Annotated in this window: 7 protein-coding genes; 6 read left to right on the forward strand and 1 reads right to left on the reverse strand. The window is 72.8% G+C overall.

What is annotated here, in order from left to right; translation table 11 throughout:
* Nucleotides 1–6: 6 nt before the first annotated feature.
* The 6 genes from QSK39_RS11915 to QSK39_RS11940 are packed head-to-tail and all read left to right on the forward strand — an operon-like array spanning nt 7 to nt 16188.
* The gene (locus QSK39_RS11915; RefSeq protein WP_285477662.1) at nt 7–7305 is read left to right on the forward strand and encodes a WXG100-like domain-containing protein; all 7299 of its coding nucleotides are present in this window, start codon (nt 7–9) and stop codon (nt 7303–7305) included.
* Nucleotides 7305–7739 carry a hypothetical protein gene (locus QSK39_RS11920; RefSeq protein ID WP_285477663.1) on the forward strand — a complete coding sequence of 145 codons (435 nt, stop codon included), beginning with the start codon at nt 7305–7307 and terminating at the stop codon, nt 7737–7739. The genes QSK39_RS11915 and QSK39_RS11920 overlap by 1 nt, the downstream gene beginning before the upstream one ends.
* Complete coding sequence (locus QSK39_RS11925) at nt 7736–9151, forward strand: glycohydrolase toxin TNT-related protein (RefSeq protein WP_285477664.1); 1416 nt, start codon at nt 7736–7738, stop codon at nt 9149–9151. Before QSK39_RS11920 ends, QSK39_RS11925 begins: the two co-directional genes overlap by 4 nt.
* Complete coding sequence (locus QSK39_RS11930) at nt 9152–11395, forward strand: ADP-ribosylglycohydrolase family protein (RefSeq protein ID WP_285477665.1); 2244 nt, start codon at nt 9152–9154, stop codon at nt 11393–11395. It begins immediately after the preceding gene.
* Between the two features lie 16 nt (nt 11396–11411).
* Entirely contained in the window at nt 11412–14243 is a 2832-nt protein-coding gene (locus QSK39_RS11935; RefSeq protein ID WP_285477666.1) for an ADP-ribosylglycohydrolase family protein, read from the forward strand.
* 37 nt (nt 14244–14280) lie between these two features.
* Nucleotides 14281–16188, forward strand: a complete 1908-nt coding sequence (locus QSK39_RS11940; protein WP_285477667.1) for a TNT domain-containing protein — start codon at nt 14281–14283, stop codon at nt 16186–16188.
* On the opposite strand, the gene QSK39_RS11945 is transcribed toward QSK39_RS11940, so the two are convergent.
* Complete coding sequence (locus QSK39_RS11945; protein ID WP_285477668.1) at nt 16189–17040, reverse strand: class I SAM-dependent methyltransferase; 852 nt, start codon at nt 17038–17040, stop codon at nt 16189–16191.
* Nucleotides 17041–17052: the final 12 nt, after the last annotated feature.

The following is a 17052-nucleotide window of genomic DNA, read 5'->3' on the forward strand; positions in this document are numbered from 1 at the left end:
GTGGGTATGGAGATGCCCGACGCGGTCAAGTGGCTGCTGCCGATCGTCGTCGGGGAGAGCTGGCCGGAAGGCGACGAGACCAAGCTGCGCGCCCTTCGCGACGCTTGGCACACGGCGTCTTCGGCGATCGCCCCGGCTTCGGAGGCGGGTAACCAGGCGGCGTCCGGCATCCGCGACAACTGGACCGGCGACGGCGCCGACGCGTTCGTCGAGCAGTGGAAGAAGTTCGTCGAGGGCGACGAGGCGTACTTCAAGCAGCTGGCCGACGCGACGAAGGCCCTCGGGGACTCGTGCGACCAGACGGCGCTGGACGTCGAGTACACGAAGTACATGATCATCATCTCGCTGATCGTGCTGGCGGCCCAGATCGCGGCGATGATCGCGGCGGCGGCGGTGACGTTCGGCGGTTCGACGGCGGGCATCGCGCCGGCCCAGGTCGCGACGCGGATGACCGTGCAGATGCTGTTCCGGCAGCTGCTCGAGAAGCTGGCGCAGCAGGGGTTCAAGCAGGTCGCGAAGGAGCTGCTGGAGAAGCTGCTCAAGCAGGGTCTCAAGAAGATCGGCATGGAGATCCTCAAGAACGAGGCCATCAACCTGGGGATGGACGCGGGCATCCAGGGTCTCCAGATGGCGAAGGGCGACCGCCAGAACTGGGACTGGTCGAAGACCTCGGACGCGGCGATCTCGGGCGCGGTCGGCGGAGTGGTCGGCGCGGCTTCGGGGTCCATCGGGCGCGGGGCCACCGAGGGGCTTTCGCATTCTGCCGGTGGTCAGGTCGCGGACGCGGCCATGCGGGCCGGGGCTCGCGGGGCGGTCGAGGGGGTTGCGCAGACCGTCGGGCAGGCGGCGGTTACCGGGGATTTGGGGTCGCTGACGCCGGAGCAGTTGCTGACCGGGGCTTCGAGCGGGGCGGTCGGGGGCGCCGTCGGGGGTGCGAAGGAGCAGCTGCACTCGGTTCACGAGGCGAACATTCCGCGGGATGCGGGTGGGGCTGGTTCGTCTTCGGAGTCTGGTTCGCGGAGTGAGCCTGAGTCGCGGGGGGAGGGGTCTTCGCGGGAGCCGTCGTCCGAGCCTGAGTCGCGGAGCGAGCCTGAGTCTCGGGGCGAGGAACCTTCGCCCGAACCGGAGTCGCGCGGTGAGGAACCGCGGTACGAGGGGGCGTCCGAGACCCGCAGCGAACCCGAGCGCGCGGGCAGTGGACCGGAACGCCAGTCCGTCGAGCCGCGGCAGACGGCGGACGTGCCCCAGCAGTCCGACGGGCCGCGTCCGAGTGCCGACCACGTCCAGCAGTCCGAGGTAAGGGCGGCGGCCGACAGCCCGGCGCCCCAGCAGCAGGCCGAAGCCCGGGCGGCGGATGGTCCGGCACCTCAGCAACAGTCCCCGGCCCCGGCCCCGCCGAGCCAACCGGTGGGCGGAGGAGCGCCTTCGACGGGTGGGGTGCCGCCGTCATCGGGTGGGTCGGCTAACTCGGCGCCGTCACCAGGTGGTTCGTTTTCGGGCGGTTCGGCACCACAGTCCGGTGGTTCGGCACCGCAGCCGGCGTCGTCGCACGGGGGGATGCCGAGTTCGGCGGGAGCACCGTCGAACGGCGGCTACGGCATGGCCCCACCGGAGCCCGGACGCCAGACCGGCGGCCGCCCCCAAGACAACGTCGGAGCGGCCGGCTTCACGGGCGGCACGAACCAGCCATTCGCGGCCGATGGGGGGACGGCGCCGTTCCAGCACGGACCGTCGCCACAACAGGGCCCGCCCCAGGGCGGATTCACACCGCCCCCACCGGCCGGAATGCCGAACGCGGGCGGCAGTCCAGGACGTGCGGGAGGCCCAGCACCCCAGGGCCCGCACGGCGGTCAGCCACCACACGACCAGCAGCGCCGGATGCCACCGCAAGACCCGCGCCGGATGCCGCCGGGCCAGCCGATGCGCGGGCAACCGGGGGCGCCGCCGGGTGGGCGGCCGCCGCAGGGCGGTCCGCCACCGCACAGCGGGCAACCGCACGGCGGCCAGGCTCAGGGCGGGCAGCCGCAGGGCGGCCAGGCCCCACACGGTGGGCACCCGCACGGCGGACAGCCTCAGGGAGGGCCGGCGTCCCACGGCGGGCAGCAGGGCGGGCAAGTCCCGCACGGTGGGCACCCGCAGGGTGGCCAGCCGCACGGCGGACAAGCGCAAGGTGGCCAGGCATCGCCTGGTGGCCAGCGGCCGCCGGGAGGTCAAGCGCCGTTGGGTGGGCAGCTGCCGCACAGCGGACAGCCGCCACAGGGGTTGCCGCCGCACGGTGGGCAGTCGCATCGTGGTGGGCAGCCGCCGCAAGGTGGGCAACTGCCACACGGTGGGCAGTCGCCGCAGGGGTCGCCGCCGCACAGTGGACAGTCGCCGCAAGGTGGGTCGCCGCAGCACGGTGGACCGGTGCCACACGGTGGGCAGCCTCCGCACACCTCGCATCGTGGGCAGCCGCCTCAGGGTGGGCTGTCTCCGAACGATCCGCGACGGATGCCGCCGCGGCCGCCGGTGGGGCCGCAGGGTGGTCCGGCGCATGCGGGGATGCCTGGTGGGCAGCGTCCCGCGGGGTACCCGAACCAGCCGCGCGGGCCGCAGGGGCCGGGACCCCATCCCGGCGGACGGCCGCCGATGCCGCCACCGCCGGGTGGCCGGCCGCCGCACGATCCGCGGGTGGGTCCACCGCGGCCGATGGGACCGCCGCAGGTTCCGCCGCCGCGGTTCGGTCCGCCGCAGGAGCACCTGCCGCGCGCCTTCGAGCAGCCGCGGACGCCGGAGCCGAACGAGCACGCCCCGGTCCAGGAGCGGCCCGCGGACGGTCAGCCCCAGAACCGGCCGACAGAGCAAACGCCCAGGAACAGGCCGGCAGCCGAGCTACCGGTCGACCCCGACGCGCCCGCTGCCGAACAGCCCGCGACGCACGAACAGCCGACCGAGCACGCGCCCGCAAGCGAGCGGCAGACGCCCGCCGTGGAGCGGCCGAGCAGGCAGGACGCGGCCGCTGCCGAACGACCGGTTGACCAGGCAGCGACGCACGAACGGCCGACGGAACCGGCCGGCGAGCATGGGCGCACGGTGGAGCAGACGCCGGTGGCCGAGCGGCCGGTCGAGCAGGATGCGCACCCGACCCGGCAACCGGACGCCGCCGGGCAGGCGCCCACCGCGGAGCGGTCAGCCGAACAGCAGGCGCCCACCGCAGAGCGGCAAGACGTGTCCGTCGCGGAACGGCCGGGTGAGCAGCACGGGACTGCTGCCGAGCCGCACGAACAGCAAGGCGAACAAGCCGCCGAGCCGGACAGCTCCACCCACGGCGAAGAAGGCGCGCCGGCGGTTGGTGAGCATGAGCCGTACGGGCAGGTTCCCGATGAGCCCTACCTCGCCGACCCTGCCTTCCGGACCCAGGATCCGACCGGGATCGCTCGGATCGAAGACACCTTCATGGACTCCGGGCGGCAAAGCCCGTCCACCGGCGAGTGGCGGCACGAACAGGTCCACCGCGAGGCGCTCGCCAAGCGGGACGAGTTCCACCCCGGCATGTCCGACGACGGTGCCTTCGCCGTGCACGCCTACACGCGGCACGAGATGGTCGGCCCGCTCAACCGGGCCCTCCGGCTCGGCGGTCCCGAGCTCGTCGACCTCGCGCCGCAAGCCGGGGCGCTCGTCTCCGGGCTCAACGAGCTGCCTCCGCACGTCGGCACCGTCTCGCGGCGGGTCGACTTCCACGGTGATCCCTCGCGGCTCCAGGCCTTCCTCGGACGGTTCCACGAGGGCGCGCACATCACCGAACCCTCCTTCCTCAGCTCGTCGAAGGTCGACGCGGAGCATCCGCGCAGCACCTTCGCCGGTGAGGTCGAGATGCGGATCGAGTCCAAGACCGGCCGCGACGTCGAGGCCATGGCCAGCATCGGGCGCGAACGCGAGGTGCTCTTCAAGGCCGGGTCGCAGTTCGAGATCACCGGGGTCGAGATGGGCCCCGGCCACCCTCAGCACCCCGACTTCGAGAACCGCCCCGGCGCCCGGGACCAGCCGCAGTGGGTCGTGCACGCCGAAGAGATCGCGCCCGGCGATCCTCGGTACCGCACCGACTCCCACGAGGCGATCGAGGAGCGGCGGGCCCAGGAACGCGCCGATGAGGAACGCTTCGAGCGGGAGCAGGCCGCGAAGGACGAGCAGTTCTACGCCGAGTACCCGCACCTCAAGCCGTCCGGTGACCTGTTCAAGCTGCTCGGTGGGGACGACGACGCGCCGCCGCCCGTCGAAAGGCGTCCGCCGGCCACGAACGCGCCCGAAGGCGGCTGGTCGCAGCTGGCCGAACCGCTGACGCCCGGTGGGACGCCCGTGCTCCACGCCGGGTCCGTCGAGACTCCGCAGCAGCACGCGCGGCTCGTGCGCGACGCCGTTCCCGAACTCGCTGCGATCAACACCCGCAACCACTACAGCCCGGGCGAGCACGGTTTCCGGACCAACGCCGCCGAGTCGATGACCGCCTTCGACCGGCGGATGAACGGTGAGGACGTCGTCGCCGGGCCCGCTCGCGGGGAAAGCCTCAGCGGGCCGTGGAGCGGCCGCGACAGCTTCGACGACGTAGCGCGCGACCTGGGCGAACGTCCCGTCGGCGCGCGGTCGGCCGTCGCCTTCGAGCACGGCGGGCACGAACAGCTGGTCGCCGCCGTGCACACCGAGCACGGGGTCCTCTTCGCCGATCCCGTCACCGGACGGCTCGCCGAGCTGCCGCACGACGCCACCGGGATCCGCGAACTGCCCTTCGGCCAGCACGAAAGCATCACCGACCGGCTCAACCCCACGCCCGAACGGCTGCCGCACGACGAGGGCTACCTCTTCGACGACGACCACCGCGGGACCCCGGCCGACCACGAGAGCATCCGCCGGGCGGTCGGCGACGAGCGCATCCACCAGGACATCCACGACCGCGCGCTCGCCCGCCGCGACGCCGCCGGGATGGCCATGACCGACGACGGCGCCGTCGCGGTGCACGGCTACACCCGCGGCGAGTACGCCTACGACGTCAACGAGGCCCTGCGCCGCGGCCCCGGCCACCCCGGCTTCGACCTCGCCCAGGCGAACGCCCGTGCCATCACCGACGGCCTCAACCAGGTCCCGCGCACGTCCGGCGAGACCATCCGCGCCTTCGACGTCAGTGGCGACCCGCGGCTGGCCGAGCTCGTCGCCGGGCCGTACAACCCCGGTGACGTGGTCGTCGAGCCGTCGTTCTCCAGCGCGTCCATCAAGACCGACGAGTTCTCGACCAGCAAGTTCGGCGACGACGTCGAGCTGCACGTCCGCTCGGACAACCTCCGGGACATCTCGAAGCTCGCCGAGAACCCGTCCGAGCGCGAATCGCTGTCGCCGCCCGGCACGCAGCTGCTGGTGCACGAGCGACGCCTGGAGCTCACGCCCGAGGGCCGCCGGAAGTGGGTCATCGAGGCCGAGGAGATCGGCCCCGGCCACCCGCGCTACCTCGACCCCGAGGCCGCGCAGCAGAAGATGGCCGAGCGCCGCGCCGAGAACGAGCACAACGCGGCCGAGTTCGAACGCCGCAAGCAGGCCGCGCTGATGGAGCGCCTCGGCGGCTTCGGCGAGCCCGAGCACGTCTCCACGCCGGAGCACCCGCAGGTCAGCGACGTCCTCGACACGCACGAAACGCCCGTCGAGCCGACCCTCCAGCCCGACTACGGACACCTGGCGCGGGCGACGAACCCGCCGTTCGAACCCGCCATCCACGCCGGCGCCGCGACGCCGGCGGAGCGCGCGGCCTACGTCCAGGACCGGCACCCGCACCTGCGCGAGGTCAACCCGGGCTTCCACCAGCCGGGCGCGCTGGAAAACGGGTACATGTCGAACTGCACGCGTGCGCCCGAGGCGTACATGGACCGGCTGCGCGGCGGGGACATGACGGCCGAGCCGATCCTCTTCCACGAGATGGGCACCCGCGGCACGCTCGAGCACCTCGAGGGCCGGTTCGGCGAGACGTTCTCCGAGCGCGGCAGCTACGACGACGTCATCCGCGAGGTGCGGGACCGGCCGCTCGACCACCACGCCGTGGTCGCGGTGAAGTACGAGGGCCCGAACGGCGTCGAGTACGGGCACGTCGCGATGGTCGTGCACACCCGCGACGGCGTCGCGTTCATCGACCCGCAGTCCGGCGACCTCATGCACCTGCCGCAGCCGCCGAAGGGCATCAAGCTGATGCACGTCGGCACGCCGGACGAGGTCCACATCCAGCCCGAGCACGCCGAGACGACGGACCACGGCGGCTACGGCAGCGCCCCGCAGTCCCGGCTCGACGAGCTCCTCGCCCAGCCCCGGATTGCCGAAGCGCTCGACGGCGCGACGAACGACCTGATCGTCAAGGACCACGAAGGCAACCCGCAGAACCTCGGGCCGATCGGCGAGTTCGTCCGGACGCGGCTGGCGGAGCACCCCGAGTTCGTGGACCTGCTCCACGATCCGGCCAACGAGTTCCTGACGCGCTCGCTGCTCCGCAAGCCGGAGACGATGGCCAGCCTGCTGCTGCACGACGAGGCCATCCCGATCCTCGCCGACGCCGTGCACGAGGTGCACCACCCGGACCCGGACGCCGAGCCGGTGGGCCCGGACGCGGACCCGACCCCGCTCACGCACGACCAGCACGAGGTCGCCGGCCGGGTCACCGAAGAAGCCGGAGAGCACCCGCCGAAGGACCGCCGGCAAGCCCCGTTCGACCCGGCCATGCGGGGAGACGAGGCTTACACGCGGGAGTACCTCGGGCACCGCTACGAGGAGGCAGCGCGCGCCCAGGCGGTCTTGGAACGGACCTTGCCGCCGCTGGCCGCGGAGACCAACGGGACCCCGGGGTTCCGGCCCGGTCCCAAGTCGCTCGGCCGGGCCATGGACAAGATCGCCGACTACGGCGGCGATGCCTCCAGGCTGATCGACCTGGCCGGGGCGATGATCCAGTTCGAGCGGGTACAGGACGCGTACGCGGCGCTCGAACGCGTTGCCGCGCACCCCGAGCTGGACATCGTGAAGTTCGAGGACCGGTTCGCGAACCCCGCCGAGGCCGGTTACCGCGATCTGCAGATGAGCGTGCGCATCGACGGGCACGTCGCCGAACTGCGGCTGCACGTCAAGGCCCTCGATGACGTTTCGGCGTACGAGCACTCGCTCTACGAGGTTCGGCGCGACCTCAAGGCACTCAGGAAGGCCGAAGGGCGGCCCCATTTCACGACCGAGGAACAGGCCCTGATCGACGGGCTGATCAAGCGCGAACGCGAGCTGTTCTGGAACGCGCTGCAGGGGAGTCTCTAATGGTTCAGACGCCGTCCTACTTCGAGTACTACGACCACACCTACGTGGTCGACAGCACGCCCGACGGCGGGCTCACCGGTCGCATCCTGAACTGGCAGACCGGCGCGTTCGAAGAGAAGCCGGACCACGTCCCGGACGTGCTCCTCGGGCACGAAGCCGAGATCGTGAAGCTCACCTGGGAGCGGTTCGTGCGCCGGACCGAGGAGGAGCGGCACAACTACCTCCGCGGTGACGGGCCGATCTTCGCGCTCTACCAGACCATCGACGCGATCTGGGCCGCCACCGAAGAGGAGCACCGCAAGATCACCAAGGAGGAACGCGCCTTGATCGAATCGCTGTACCGGCGCACCTTCAAGATGTGGGAGGACGAGTTCGCCCGCCGCGACGCCGGCGAGGCTCCGACCTTCACCTTCACCTCGGTGTTCGCGAAATGATTCACGTGGAACATCGACTTTCGCCCGAAGAGCAGCGCACTGTGCTGGTGCAGCTGGGAAAGCTCGTCCGCGAGCTCCGGACCGACGCCGCCGGGCCGGCCGCCGTCGACTTCCGGCAGGTCGGGACGCACGCGGAACTCCAGGGCCACAACGCGACGACGTCCGACGCCATCGCCGAGCTGTTCACCCGACTGCGCAAGGGGATGTACACCGAGGACCGCGGCACCTGGCTGCAGGCGCGGTTCACGCTCACCCCGGACGGCACCTTCGACTTCGACTTCGCGCTCGACGACGATCCGGTGTGGACGGACGCGCCGCCCTCGGCCGCCTACCCGGAGGAGCTCGCCGCGTTCCCGCGCGCCGACGAGCACATCCCCGACTGGTGGCGGCTGCGCGCCCAGCTGCCGTTGGGGGTGGTGTTCCGGCACGCCGACGCCGGCGGCCCGGACGTCGAGCGGCCGCCGCTGACCGACACCGAGGTGCCGCTCGTGCTGCAGTACCTCGAACGCGAGGCCGTCGTCCACGAAGACGGCGACGAGCGCTTCCACACCGACGGCGCGTGGATCTGGCCGTCGTCAGTGGCCGACCTGCTGGCCGAGCAGGGCATCCCGCCCGAGCCGGACCTGGTCGCGCACATCCGCCGGCAGCACTTCCAGCCGCCGTACGTCGAGCCGCTGGTGCGCCGGACCGCCGAGGCCGACCTGCGGGGCGAGCCGCGGCCGAAGCCGAGCCGCGCGGACGTCAAGAAGACGAGCGGGGACGTCGCCGCGGAGCTGGAGACCACGCCCGACCCCCAGCTCGGCGACGAGGAACTGCTGATCGTGCTGGTCCAGCGGCTCGGCGAGCACGGCGTCTGGCCGGAGGCCTACCGCGTCGGCGACCGGGCCGGCGGCACGTGGTGCCTCAACTTCACTCCCGAGGGCTGGGAAGTCGCCGCCTACGCCGGCGGGGAGCCCCGCGAGCCGAAGTACTTCGCGCGGCTCGAAGACGCCGCCCAGCAGCTGCTCGGGGCGTTGCTGCTGCACCCCGCCCGGATGACCGCCGGGCACGAAACCCCGCTCGAAACCGCCAAGGAGCTCGACGACTGGCCGGTCCACCCGGCTCCGGGTGAGCCTCCCCTCACCCTGCTCCGCAACAAGCGCATCACCCGGCTGGTGGCGGGTACGGTCGTTCTGCGCTTCGGCGAGGAACCCGGCAACCTCGTGCACCACGGCGAGGTACGGTTCGCCACGACGTCGCTGCCGCTGGAACGTGAGCGGGAACGGCGGAGCTACCGGCTGAGACGCCCTCTGCACGTGATCACCGGCATCACGGTTCCGTGGGCGAACCTGCCGGGTGGTGCGGTGGCCTTCGTGCTGCCGAAGACGATCGCCGAGCACGAGTCCGACGGAAGCCTGGAGAGGATCGAGTAGGTGGAAGCGGCGGAAGCGATTGCCAAGGTCGGCCAGTGGCTGCGCGCGGTGCACGGTCCGGACGTCTCCGGTCCCGCCGGGCTCCGGGTGGACACCGAGAAGGTGCTGCGCATCCCCGAGGGCTGGTCGGTGCCCTACAACACCATCGCGTTCCTCGACGAGGGCCGGCCGGAGAAGGAGATCTTCCCGCCGCCGTCGGTCGTCGTGCGCGAGCCGGACGGCGAGCTGCGGCAGGCGCACCCGCACCCCGGCGGGCTGTCGGTGCCGGTGGCGTTCCCCGGCCAGGAGAACTGGCGCGAGGTCGTCGACCCCGAGTACGTGAAGGCCGGGCTCGGTGAGCTCGGCGTGCCGCTGCAGGCCGTCGCGGGCTGGGTGAAGGTCGACGCCGACGGCAACCAGACCGGCGAAGAGCGCGAAAACCCCGAGTACAAGGCGGGCCCGATCCGCCGCGGCTACCCGAAGCCCGAGAACACCCTCGAGACGCTGCTGTCGTTCGCCAGCGTCGGCTGGCTGACGCGGGAGCTGCTGCTCATCGGCCTGATCCGGTGCGAGGTGTTCATCCCGCTCGACCTGGAGACCGGCAAGACCGACCGGTTCTACTTCGCCGAGGAGCGCAACGAGCTCAAGGTGTTCAGCTCGACCCGGCACCTGCCCTCGCGCGAGCACGGCTGGTGGAAGGTCGACGTCGCGACGCTGGCCGAGTTCGAGCACCCGCCGAACCTGGTGATCAACGGCGGCCCGACGACCATCGAGGACGTCTCCAGCGGCGAGCTCGCCGGGATCGTCCAGCGCTTCCCGCGGCACGAGCCGCGCATCGACGTGCACGGCCGCTGCCCGGAGGCCGAAGAGGACCTGATCCGCGTCGCCACCGACACGGCGTCGCGGATGGGCCTGCCGGATCCGGTCAAGCCGCCGCTCGCCGCGGCCGAGAAGGCGCGGCGGCGCGGGTACGAGCTGACCGCCGAGGAGTGCGCGAAGACCGTGCTCGGCGAGTCGTGGCTGAAGCGGATGCAGATGCCGGAGCCGCCGCGCAGCAAGCCCAACGACCTGCGCGCGAACGGGCTGGCGCCGACGTACGACAACGCCGGCCGCGCGACGCCGCGGCTCGACACCTTCGGCAAGTACTTCGAGCGGGACCTCGACGGTTTCCGCTACGGCTGGCAGCGCGTCACGGGCGCGTACGTCGGCTTCGCCCTGGGCGAAGCGCTCGGCGCCGCGGTCGACCGGATGCCGCTCCACGACATCCACGCGAAGTTCGGCATCGAGGGCGTCACCGACCTGGTCCCGGCGTTCGACCAGCCGGGCCGGATCGGCTCGCTGACGCAGCGGCTGCTGTTCTACACCGAGGCCGCGATCCGCAGCCCGCACCGCGAACAGCCGGAGTCCCGCGACGCCGAGCAGCTCTTCCCCGGTGTCGTCCGCGGCGCGCTGCAGCGCTGGCTGCGCACGCAGGGCGCGCCGCTGGAGGACGCGGACGGCTGGCTGGTCCAGGTCGCGGACCTGCACGCCCGCCGCGACGCCGACGACGTGGAGCTGAACTCCTACCACCAGCTCGCGACGGAAGCCGGGAGCGCGCCGCCGATGACCGGCCCGGCCGCGCTGATCCCGGCGCTGCCCGCCGCGCTGACCATGGCCGGCCCCGGGAGCGGGCTGAGCGGCGGTGCGCGCCAGGCGGTGCGCGACCTGGCCGGTGTCACCCACCCGACCGAGCCCGACCTGGCCGCCGCGACCTACCTGACCTGGCTGTTCGAGCACGCGCTGACCAAGGACGCGTTCAGCTTCCCGATCTGGAACCTGAGCCGTGAGGTGCTCAACCCGGACAACCAGTTCCAGCAGGGTCCGGAGTGGACGGCGATCAAGGACATGGTCGCCGAGTCGGTGCCGTTCTTCGGCGAGCACGGGCTGCCCGACCTGCGGATGCCCGAGCTGATCGGCGACGGCAAGTCGACGCTCTCGGTCCTCGGGCGCGCGTTCGCCGCGTTGTCCGGCTTCGAGAACTACCCGGAGCAGGCGCTGCTGCGGGCCGTCAACCACTCCGGCCGCAGCGCGCTCACCGGCGCGGTCGCCGGCGCCCTGCTCGGCGCGCGCACCGGCATCCCCGGACTGCCGCAGAAGTGGGTCGACCAGCTGGAGCTGCGCTACCTGGTCGAGAACGTCGCTTCGGACGCCTACTGGCACTTCGACCGGCACTCGGCGCTGAGCGCGCTCGGCGACGAGTGGATCGAGCGGTACCCGCGGCACTAGCTCGAGGATGGGGAGCATGACAGAAAGCGACGAGGGCTTCGTCGAGTGGCGACCCGACGTCGACCCGGAGTTCGACGAGAAGGCGTTCCCGGACTTCGGCATCCCGGTGCGCGCCATCCGCGGCTGGGCGCAGTACACGCTGTTCGGCGAGCCGACGGGCCCGCGCCGCGCCAACGAGCAGTACCGCCCGGGCCCGGCCTGGCTCGGGTTTCCCCAGCCGGAGACCGACGCGCAGAAGCTGCTGAACTACCTCGGCGCGAACTGGATCAGCCGCGCGGAGTTCGTGACCGCGCTGCTCGACTGCGAAGTCCTGGTGCCGGTGCCGGACGGTGAGCCGCTCGTGCGCCAGGTCCCCGGCAACGGGCAGGAAGTCATCGCGTACAGCTCGTCGGCGAAGGTGCCCGGGCGGTACCCGCTGCGCCGGCGGGTCGTCGTCCGCGACCTGCTGGCCGACCGGCCCGGAACGGGCTTGACGCTCGACCCCGGCACCGGGCTCGTCCGCAGCCTGACCGCCGCCGAGCTGGCCGGCGCCGCTCCCGGCGAGCGGCGGCCGCGGTTCGACGAGCCCGCGCCGGAAGCCGGGCCCGAGGTCGCCGAGGCGCTGCCCGCGCTGGTCGCCGAGTTCGGCGTCGAGCCACCCGACCTGCTGGAACGGCACCTGCGGTACGCCGTCGACCACGCCCGCGACCACCACTTCGAGCTGTCGCCCGAGGACTGCGTCCGGTACCTGCGCGGGTTCGCCTGGCAGTACCGCAACGGCGTCCGACGGCGGGCGGGCCAGGACCCGGAATGGCCCGCCGACCTGGGCGCGAACGGCCTGATCGCGCACGTCGGCGAGGACGCGCGCCCGCGGCCGGTGCCGTGGACGTTCGGGAAGTTCTCCGCCTTCGGCACGCCGGCCGCGCGCTTCGCCTGGCACCGGATCGTCGGCGCGTACGTCGGCTTCGCGATCGGCGACGCGCGGGGAAGCGGTGACGCGCTGGGCGGGCTGACGCGCCACCTGCTGTTCCACACCGACATCGTGCTGCGCGGTCTGCCGCCGGTGCCGACCGGCGAGGTACCGGCGACGCTGCCGTTCCCGGACCCGGTCGGCTGGCTGGCGGTCGCGACCCGGCGCGCGGGTCTCGCCCCCGACGACGTCTCGACGTTGCTCGCCACAGCCTTGGCCGCGACGCCGGCGAGCGCGGTCGCCATCGACGGCGTCGACGGCGAGCAGTACGCGAAGGACGTCGCCCACGCGCTGACCGGCGGCGACCCCGACGTCGCCGAAGGCGTCGAGCTGCTGGTCGCGCTGTTCCAGGCGCTGCTCACCCGCGACACGTTCGCGCTGCCCGTCCACCTGCGGCTGCGGGAGATCGGCGGCGACCTGGCGACCTCGACGCTGGCGTTGCGCGAAGACCGCGACGCCGACGACGTGACGCAGCTGGAGAGCATCGGCGACGGCCGGAGTGTCCGGTCGGTGCTCGGCCGGGCGCTGTTCGCGGCAGCCAAGCGCGGCCACGACCCGGAAGCGGCGATCACGCTCGCCGCGCGCTCCGGCCCGGTCGCGGGCGCGATCGCCGGGGCGCTCGTCGGTGCCCGGCTCGGCGTGCCCGGCCTGCCCGCCGCGTGGGTCGCCGCGCTGCCCGAGCTCGGCCTGCTCGACGACGTCGCCAGCGACGTCTTCTGGTACTTCAACCGCAACGGCCTCCAGACGGAGACCGCGGAACACCCGCGCTGGGAACGCCGATATCCCAGTGGCCGCTTCACCACGGAACCGAAGGGACCGGACTTGCGCTCACGACTGCGGGGGAGCCTGCTGGCCGGGGCGATCGGCGACGCGCTGGGCGCGAAGACCGAGTTCGATTCGATCGACCGGATCCGCGAGATCGCCGGGCCGGCCGGCATCACCGACTTCATCCCCGCGTACGGCGGCGTCGGCCGGATCACCGACGACACGCAGATGACGCTCTTCACGCTCGAGGCGCTGATCCGGGCACACGCCCAGCAGCGCCGGACCGGCTCGGCGGACGTCGTGCACTCGCTGCAGCTGGCCTACCAGCGCTGGCTGCACACGCAGGGCGTCGCCTGGGACCGGGCGCGCGGACCGCAGTCGGACGTCGAAGCGCCGGACGGCTGGCTGATCACCCACCAGGAGCTGTTCAGCCGGCGTGCGCCGGGGCTGACCTGCTTCGGCGAGCTGGAGGCGTACGGTCGCGCGGGCGTCCGGGGCACCATCGAACGCCCGGTGAACAACTCGAAGGGCTGCGGCGGGGTGATGCGCGCGGCGCCGGTCGCGCTGTGGTCGGACGACCTCGCCGAGGTGTTCCAGCTCGGTGCCGAAAGCGCCGCGCTGACCCACGGTCACCCGAGCGGGTATTTGTCCTCGGGCTGCTTCGCGGTGCTCGTCCACGGGCTGCTGCACGGGAAACCGCTGCTCGACGCCCTCGCGGCCGCACGGGACGAGCTCGTGAAGCACCCGGGTCACGAAGAACAGAGCGCGGCGCTCGACGCGGCTCTGGCGCTGGCGGAGCAAGGACCGCCGACGCCGGAGAAGCTGGAGTCGCTCGGGCAGGGCAACGTCGGCGAGACCGCGTTGTCGATGTCCGTGTACGTCGCGCTGACGACCACCGACGCCGACACGGCGTTGCTCGCGGCGGTCAACCACAGCGGGGACAGCGATTCGACCGGTTCGGTCTGCGGCAATCTCGTCGGCGCGATGTACGGCGAAGAGACGCTGCGGCCGAGCTGGCTGGAGCAGCTGGAGCTCCGCGATGTCATCGTCGGCCTGGTGGACGACGCGCTCACCGAGTTCGGCCCGGATGCGCCGGGTGACGACCGGTGGTTCGCTCGGTACCCGGTCGACTAAGTTTTCTGGGGACACTGGGGTCAGGGGAGGACTAAACGTGCGTTACCGGGTAGAGGTGGCCGAACGCCCGGACGGCCTGTACGCGGCGTGGGGCGAGGGGACGTTCCGCGCGCAGCGGTCGACCACGGACGGCACCGTGTTGCTCTCCGTGCTGCCGGAGGAAGAGGCGCCGGAGGGCTTCGACAAGGAGTTCGAGGGCCGGCCGGCGCGGGTCGTGCCGGCGAGCGAGGTGCCGGCGACGTTCACGCTGCGCACCTTCGGCGAGTACGACGGCGAAGTCTTCGAGGTCGCGCCGGGCGCGCGGCCGGAGCTGACCCTGCGCTGGGTCCGCGACGACGCCACCCGCGCGGCGCAGCTGGGCCTGACCGACTTCTCGGTCACCGTGCCGGCGAAACAGGTCACGGCGCTGTGGCAGACGCGGCTGGACTTCACCGAGACACCGGAAGCCCGGCCGAAACCGGGCGACGGCGACCAGAACGCGCTGCTGCGCGCCATCGGCCGGACGCTGCTGCACACGGTGCCCGGCGGCTGGGCCCGCGTCGGCGCGCAGTTCCGGCAGGTCGGCGACTACTCCGAGATCGAGGTCCGCGCGGTCGGCGACGAGGACGGCCCGGTGTCGGTCTCGCTGCCGGCCGTACCGCGGCTCGGCGGGCTCTTCTCGCGGCTGCGCGCCGCGATGTTCCAGCCCGAGGTGGGCACCTGGTTCCAGGGCACGTTCACCCTCGACGCGGAGTCGCAGTTCGACTTCGACTTCGACGCCGACCGCGAGCCGGACTGGCGGGTGCCGCCCAACGAGGGCGGCCGCCCGTCGACCGCCGCCTACGAGCTGGAGCTGGCGAACTTCCCGCGGGCGCCGAAGCACGTGCCGGGGTGGCTGACCGCGAAGGCCGGCCTGCCGCTGGACGTCACCTTCCGGCTCGCCCGCGCCGCCGACTCGCACGCCGAGGGCGAGCGCCCGGTGGTCACCCGGCCGCCGGTGCCGCCGGACCAGGTCCGCGGCGTGCTCGACTACCTGTTCCGGTCGCCGGTCGCGGTGCACCGGCCGGCGCCGCTGCCGGACATCTTCGGCGCGCCGGGCGCGAAGCCGGACGTGCCGAACGCGTTCCACACCGACGGCACCTGGATCTGGCCCGCCGCCGTGCCGCACTACCTGCGCAAGTACGGGGTGCCGCCGGAGCCGGAGCTCGTCGAGCACATCCGCGCGGCCGGGTTCCGGCCGCCGTTCGTCGGCGACCTCGTCCGCGCGACGGCGGAGGCGGAGGTCCTCGGCCAGCCGCGGCCGCCGCAGACGACCGCCGACCTGCCGGACGAGCGCGCGCTTGTCCGCGTCGCCCGCGGTGAAGACGTGCGCGACCTGCGGGGCGCGGAGACGCTGGAGCTGCTCCAGCAGCGGCTCGCCGAGCACGGCGTGCCGGCCGCGGCCTACCGGATCGGCGCCAAGGAGATCCCCGCCGACGGCGTCTGGACGCTGCGGCGGGCCGAGAACGGCTGGGAGGTCTCGCGGCCGCCGGCCGACGAGCCGGTGGCGTTCGGCTCGCTCGCGGACGCGGCCCGGTTCCTCCTCGGCGTGCTGCTGATGCTGCCGCCGCGGCCGGCGGAGGAGTCCGACCAGCCCGCCGACTGGCCGATCCTGCCGATGCGCGGCGAACCGCCGTTGAACTTCTACCGCGGCAAGCGCCTGATCGTGCTGCCGCCGGGCACGACGGTCGTCCGGTTCGGCCCCGAGACCGGCAACCTGGTGCACGCGGAGGGCTCGCGGTTCGTCGAGACGTCACTGGCGTTCGAACGCGAGCGCGAGAAGCGGCTCTACCGGGTGCAGCGTTCGGTGCGGGTGCTGACCGGCGTGACGGCTCCGTGGAGCGGGATGCCGGGCGGCGCGGTCGCCTACCTGCTGCCGCGGCCGCTCGCCCAGCACCTCGAGACGGGTTCCGTCAGCCGGGTGTGATCACGACGCGGTGATCAGGACGGCGGGCGACCACCAGTAGTCGGCGAGAGGTTCGACGCCGACGTCGGTGAATCCCGCCGTCTCCAGCTGCGCGACCCAGTCAGTGGCCGGGTGCTCCCAGTTCGTCCGCTCGTGCCCGTCGACGATCCCGAGCAGGACCGGCAGCAGGAAGCCCTGCGCGACCAGCGAAGCGTCTTCGCCGTACTCGGCGACTCCCTGCTCGTAGCGCTCGACGAGCGAGCGAAGGTGCTCCGGCGAGCCTTCGGCGTACTCCGGGACGTCGAACTCGGCGAGCACCAGCGTCCCGGTACGCAGCTGAAGCGTGCGAAGCACCTCCGCGCGCTGGTCCGGCTCGATCGACTGCAACGCGAACGTCGACTGGACGAAGTCCCAGCCGAGGTCGTCGCGCGCGAGGAACTCCTGGGCGGTCGACTGCCAGCACTGGGCCGAGGGCACCCGCTCGTGGACGCCTTCGAGCAGCGCGGCCGACGGTTCGACCAGGTCGATCCGGCTGGGCACGTGGGTGGCCTGCTCCAGCGCCGGCACGACGGCCAAGCCGTCGCCGCACCCCAGGTCGAGCAGGGATTCCGGCTTCGCCTCGTCGTAGCGCGCGGCGAGTGCCGCGCTCAGCGCCCGGTAGAGCCCGACGTTGCCGCCGCCGCGGATGAACGCCGTGAAGGCGCCCGGCTGGTCGTACACCGACGCCGAGCCGTCACCGGCGAGGTAGGTGTGCAGTTCGCCCGCCAGCGAGGACCCGGCGCGGCCGGCCCGGGCGGCGAGGTCGGCGGCCTGGTCGCGCTCACCGGCGCGGTGGGCGGCGAGGGCGTCGGCGAGCAGCTCGATCGAGGTCATCCTCAGGAGATA

It is taken from the genome of Amycolatopsis sp. NBRC 101858 (assembly GCF_030269325.1).
Lineage (GTDB): Bacteria > Actinomycetota > Actinomycetes > Mycobacteriales > Pseudonocardiaceae > Amycolatopsis > Amycolatopsis ponsaeliensis.

Excerpts from the sequence above, each read along its gene's own strand:
- QSK39_RS11925 (WP_285477664.1), top strand. The coding sequence starts at position 7,736 with ATGATTCACGTGGAACATCGACTTTCGCCCGAAGAGCAGCGCACTGTG.
- QSK39_RS11920 (WP_285477663.1), top strand. The coding sequence starts at position 7,305 with ATGGTTCAGACGCCGTCCTACTTCGAGTACTACGACCACACCTACGTG.
- QSK39_RS11945 (WP_285477668.1), bottom strand. The coding sequence starts at position 17,040 with ATGACCTCGATCGAGCTGCTCGCCGACGCCCTCGCCGCCCACCGCGCC.
- QSK39_RS11935 (WP_285477666.1), top strand. The coding sequence starts at position 11,412 with ATGACAGAAAGCGACGAGGGCTTCGTCGAGTGGCGACCCGACGTCGAC.
- QSK39_RS11915 (WP_285477662.1), top strand. The coding sequence starts at position 7 with ATGGAGATGCCCGACGCGGTCAAGTGGCTGCTGCCGATCGTCGTCGGG.